The 5,306-nt window shown below is 34.7% G+C and carries 6 protein-coding genes and 1 pseudogene; 4 read left to right on the top strand and 3 right to left on the bottom strand.

Going from position 1 to position 5,306, the window contains the following annotated elements; translation table 11 throughout:
* The first annotated feature begins 254 nt into the window (after window positions 1–254).
* From thrS to rplT, 4 genes are all read left to right on the top strand, one after another.
* Window positions 255–2,195 carry a threonine--tRNA ligase gene (gene thrS, locus Q0972_RS03965; protein WP_299362881.1) on the top strand — a complete coding sequence of 647 codons (1,941 nt, stop codon included), beginning with the start codon at window positions 255–257 and terminating at the stop codon, window positions 2,193–2,195.
* Window positions 2,196–2,230: 35 nt separating this feature from the next.
* A complete protein-coding gene (infC, locus tag Q0972_RS03960) occupies window positions 2,231–2,782 on the top strand; it encodes a translation initiation factor IF-3 (protein WP_299362884.1) in 552 nt (183 codons plus the stop codon).
* 70 nt (window positions 2,783–2,852) lie between these two features.
* A complete protein-coding gene (gene rpmI, locus Q0972_RS03955; RefSeq protein WP_224527853.1) occupies window positions 2,853–3,050 on the top strand; it encodes a 50S ribosomal protein L35 in 198 nt (65 codons plus the stop codon).
* A gap of 142 nt (window positions 3,051–3,192) precedes the next feature.
* The gene (gene rplT, locus Q0972_RS03950) at window positions 3,193–3,537 is read left to right on the top strand and encodes a 50S ribosomal protein L20 (RefSeq protein WP_299362871.1); all 345 of its coding nucleotides are present in this window, start codon (window positions 3,193–3,195) and stop codon (window positions 3,535–3,537) included.
* A gap of 74 nt (window positions 3,538–3,611) precedes the next feature.
* Here rplT and Q0972_RS03945 read toward each other — a convergent pair whose 3' ends face one another.
* The 3 genes and pseudogenes from Q0972_RS03945 to Q0972_RS03935 all read right to left on the bottom strand — a co-directional run.
* A complete protein-coding gene (locus Q0972_RS03945; RefSeq protein ID WP_299362870.1) occupies window positions 3,612–4,034 on the bottom strand; it encodes a secondary thiamine-phosphate synthase enzyme YjbQ in 423 nt (140 codons plus the stop codon).
* A 29-nt stretch (window positions 4,035–4,063) separates the two neighbouring features.
* A complete protein-coding gene (locus Q0972_RS03940) occupies window positions 4,064–5,137 on the bottom strand; it encodes an adenylate/guanylate cyclase domain-containing protein (RefSeq protein WP_299362869.1) in 1,074 nt (357 codons plus the stop codon).
* Window positions 5,138–5,148: 11 nt separating this feature from the next.
* Window positions 5,149–5,306: pseudogene (locus tag Q0972_RS03935) on the bottom strand (asparagine synthetase B); the annotation flags it as partial.

Genomic DNA, 5,306 nt, shown 5'->3' with positions numbered 1-5,306 from the left:
ATTTTAAAAAAATTTTTCTTGACCCGATATGGCCGGGAACGTACACCTTCAAAACCGCAATGGCCCACATATAAGGGGGCGCAAATATAACACCCTTTTTCCTTCTTGCAAGAAAAATATATACTTTGTTTTGAACAGGTTATTATTACCTTCATTTACAGGAGACTAGAAACTAAAATTTTTATTCAAAACTTCACTTTGTCTTTAATATATATAGGTATATCTTTGTGGGCTAAAATTTATACAAAAAAATAATGATTAAAATTACTCTACCTGACGGTTCGGTAAGGTCTTTTGACAAAGATGTTACTCCATATGAAGTGGCTGTAGATATTAGCGAAGGGTTTGCGCGTAATGTTATCTCGGCAAAGTTCAATGACAATGTTGTTGAAACCACCACTCCATTGACCACGGACGGTAGTCTTACATTATATACATGGAAGGATGACGCAGGCAAGAAAGCTTTTTGGCATTCTTCTGCTCATGTGCTTGCTCAAGCTTTGGAAGAACTTTACCCAGGTGTTAAACTTTGGGTAGGACCTGCTATTGAAAATGGCTTTTACTATGATGTGGATTTGGGTGAAGGTGTGATTTCTGAAAAAGACTTTAAGACTATTGAAAATAAAATGATAGAAATTGCTCGTGGCAAATACGATTTTAATATGCGAGAGGTTTCTAAAGCCGATGCTCTATCTTATTATGAAGGTAAAAATGAGTACAAGGTTGATCTTATTGGGGGGTTGGAAGATGGTGATATTACGTTTTGTGACCACTCTACATTTACTGATTTATGCCGAGGTGGCCACATCCCTAATACTGGAATCATTAAAGCTGTAAAAATTTTAAGTGTAGCTGGCGCTTATTACAAGGGTGATGAAAATGAAAAACAGTTGACTCGAGTTTATGGTATTTCGTTCCCTAAACAGAAAGAACTTACCGAATATCTTCATTTATTAGAAGAGGCTAAAAAACGTGACCATAGAAAACTTGGAAAAGAATTGGAGCTTTTCACATTTTCACAGACAGTCGGTCAAGGTTTACCATTATGGCTACCTAAAGGTGCTGAATTAAGAGAACGCCTAGAGAGTTTCTTAAAAGCTGCTCAAAAGAAGGCTGGTTATAAAATGGTGGTTACGCCTCATATAGGAAATAAAGACCTGTATGTGACTTCAGGGCATTTTGCTAAGTATGGAGAAGATAGTTTTCAACCTATAAATACGCCTGCAGAAGGCGAAGAGTTCTTGTTAAAACCTATGAACTGCCCACACCACTGCGAAATATATAATGCTAAACCTTATTCCTATAAGGAACTACCTATACGATTTGCGGAATTCGGTACTGTATATCGATATGAACAAAGTGGTGAGTTGCATGGTTTAACACGTGTAAGAGGTTTTACCCAAGATGACGCTCATATTTTTTGTACGCCCGATCAATTAGATGAGGAATTTAAAGAAGTTATTGATTTAGTACTGTATGTATTTAGTTCATTAGGATTTGATGATTTTACAGCTCAAGTCTCTTTAAGGGATCCTGAAAATCCTGATAAATATATTGGTAGTGATGAAAATTGGGATAAAGCTGAGCAAGCTATTTTGAACGCTGCAAAAGATAAAGGTCTTAATTATGTTGTCGAAACTGGCGAAGCTGCATTTTATGGTCCTAAATTGGATTTCATGGTCAAGGATGCTTTAGGACGCAAATGGCAGTTAGGTACAATTCAAGTAGATTATAATTTACCTGAACGATTTGATTTAACATATAAAGGCAGTGATAATGAGCTTCATAGACCTGTTATGATACATAGGGCACCTTTTGGTAGTATGGAACGTTTTGTCGCTATTTTACTTGAACATACTGGTGGAAACTTCCCTATTTGGTTAATGCCAGAACAAGCTATTGTGTTGTCTGTTAGTGAGAAATATGAAAAATACGCAGAAAAAGTTTTAAATTTGCTAGAAAATAACGAAATTCGCGCCCTTGTTGACAATAGAAACGAAACTGTAGGTAAAAAAATCCGTGAAGCAGAAATGCAAAAGTTTCCTTATATTATTGTCGTTGGTGAGCAAGAAGAAAAAGATAAGACTATTTCTGTAAGACAACACGGTGGTGGTGATCTAGGCACAATTAGTGTTGAAAATTTTGTAGAAATTATAAAAAATAATATAAATAAGAGTTTAAAAACTTTTAAATAAATAACGTTTAATTAAAAACTGTATAAGCCATAGCAATACGTAGAAACAGAAGGAATTATAATCGACGTGAAGTCAAAGAGGATAAGCATCGTATAAATTCTAAAATTAAATCTGACGAAGTCAGAGTTGTTGGAGACAACGTAGAAGTAGGAGTTTATCCTATTAAAAAAGCGCTTTCCATGGCTGACGAACAAGGTTTGGATTTGGTCGAGATTTCGCCTAACGCGAACCCTCCTGTTTGTAAGATTATGGATTATAAAAAGTTTCTTTACGAACAAAAGAAACGTGAAAAAGCTTTAAAATCTAAAGCTTCTAAAGTTGTTGTCAAAGAAATTCGTTTTGGTCCTCAAACAGATGATCACGATTACGAGTTTAAAAAGAAACACGCGATTAAGTTTTTGAAAGATGGAGCTAAATTAAAAGCTTTTGTGTTTTTTAAAGGACGATCAATAATTTTTAAGGAGCAGGGGCAAATTTTGTTACTGAGACTAGCCCAAGATTTAGAAGAGTATGGCAAAGTAGAACAAATGCCAAAGCTCGAAGGTAAGCGAATGATTATGTTTATCGCTCCCAAAAAGACTAAATAAAAAGATATACACCTACGCCAAGGCTTCGGTGTACAATGATAAGCGAAACGTAAATTAAAACTAGGACAAAATGCCTAAAATGAAAACAAAATCGAGTGCTAAGAAACGTTTCAAACTAACTGGCACCGGTAAGATTAAAAGAAAGCACGCTTTTAAAAGTCATATATTGACCAAAAAATCTAAAAAGCGTAAGCTTGCGTTGACTCATGATACAACTGTACATAAGTCAGACGAAGAAAATGTAAAATTAATGTTACGCCTAAAGTAATATTTATTTTACCGGTTAAATTAATTTATAAACCCTGGAGTTAGGCCATTCGACTTTAGATTGTAGATTTTTAGAATTACGATTTAAGAGAAATGATTAAGAACAGAATTTCTGTCGCCTACTACAAAAAACAATTAAAGAAATGCCAAGATCAGTAAATTCAGTTGCAAAAAGAGCTAGAAGAAAAAAAGTTCTTAAGCAAGCCAAAGGATACTGGGGAAGACGTAAAAACGTTTGGACAGTAGCCAAAAATGCGGTTGACAAAGCGATGCAATACTCGTACAGAGACCGTAGAAACAAAAAGAGAACATTCCGTGCGTTATGGATTATGCGTATTAATGCAGGTGCTAGACAACATGGAATGAGCTATTCAAAATTTATGGGAAGATTAAAAGCTAATAATATTGAATTGAATCGTAAGGTTCTTGCAGATTTAGCAATGAATCACCCTGAAGCTTTTGAAGCTATAGTAAACAAAGTTAAATAAGGGCTTTTAGCCAAATTAATAACAACATTTCGCTTAACAAAAAATCCGATTCTCACGAGTCGGATTTTTTATTCTTAATTCCCAAAAGCCGAAATAATTATAGTTCTGCCCGAGGCTCTATCTCTATGTTCGCAGAGATAAATGCCCTGCCAAATCCCGAGATTAAGCGCCCCGTTCGTAATTGGAATTTGAACTGAAGCACCCATCAGTGATGCTTTAATATGTGCTGGCATATCATCAGCACCTTCAAAAGTATGCCTATAATAGGGTTGATTCTCAGGAACCATCTTATTGATATGACTTTCAAAATCTTGTCTAACGGTTGGGTCTGCATTTTCGTTAATGGTTAAACTTGCAGAGGTATGCTTTATAAATACCTGCAATAGCCCAACATTGATTTGTTGTACTTCGGGAATGGCATTCAAAATATCATTTGTTATTAAATGAAAGCCTCTAGAATGAGGCTTCAATCGTATTTCTTTTTGAAAAAATTGCATTTTGAATTTTATTTTATTTGTTTGAAAAATCATTTAGATATACTAAATACCTCGACAGACTTTTCTTTTCCTTTCAACTGAATAATACCTTTTGAATCTATAGTGAATTGCGTTTTGAATTTCAAATTCTTAAGAATCGTTTCTGATATTAAAAGGGATGCCTCATAGGTGTTGCATAAGCTCTGAATTCTAGAAGCTGTGTTAATAACATCGCCATGATAAGCCACTTCTTTTTTTACAGTACCTACTTCAGCAATCATTAGTTTTCCATAATGAATTCCTGCTTTAAAAATCGGCTCGAAACCAAAATTGGACATGTAATATTGATGGCGCTTTTTCAACTGATCACGAAAGGCAAAAAACAGATTAACACAGTTATTATTTTTGAATCCCTTCTTATCAGTCCATGTCACCACGGCTTCATCTCCAACATACTGATACACCTCAGCATCGTGTTTATTCAGTACCCCATTGAGATCTCTAAAACAGTCTTGAATAAACTTACTGTATCTAATATGACCAATCTGTTCTGCTATTTTGGTAGAGTCCTTTAAATCCAAAAACATTAAAATACGTTCTTCCTCCCTAGGTTTTCTATATTTTCCTAATAAGATATTTATAAACATACCTCTACCAAACTTATCGTTGGCTATACGTATAAGCGAAAATACGATTGAAGCTGTAATGAAATATATGACTGTATTCCAAAAAAACGGATCTGTTCGCCACCACCCTCTGTCATTGGGTAAATCGATATCAATGTGCTCTTCAATTCTGAACGACATCAAACTAAGAACAATAATTATAAGTATTAAGTAAATAAACGATTTTGCAATGAGACTAACACCGAGGCTCAGTTTTTTACTCAGAAATTCATCGAATAGATATTCAATAATAGCATAAAATACACCGAGAACAAGCCCAAGTATTATGCCATACGAATAAAAAGCCAAAATAGGGAGTCCTAAATCCTCATCAGTATATACAGCTAATTCATCAACTAAACCATTATACCTTATGGCCACAAAAAACATAAAGGCCAATAGCCAATAAAGAAGTGAAGAAAAAAATAATTTAAAAAAAGATAGTATTCTATTACTCATTAACGAAGTAATTAGGTTTTTTGCTTCTTCTTTTTAGCAGCTGGGAATAGTACATTATTTAAGATTAATCGATAACCTGGAGACGTTGGATGAAGGTCTAATGCAGTTTTTGGGTCGCCTACTCTATGTGTGTAATCTTCCGGGTCGTGGCCGCCGTAAAACGTAAAAA

This window comes from Winogradskyella sp. (assembly GCF_028282165.1).
Lineage (GTDB): Bacteria > Bacteroidota > Bacteroidia > Flavobacteriales > Flavobacteriaceae > Winogradskyella.
The sequence above is the reverse complement of the archived record's forward strand: the minus strand, read 5'-3'. Positions and strand labels throughout refer to the sequence as shown.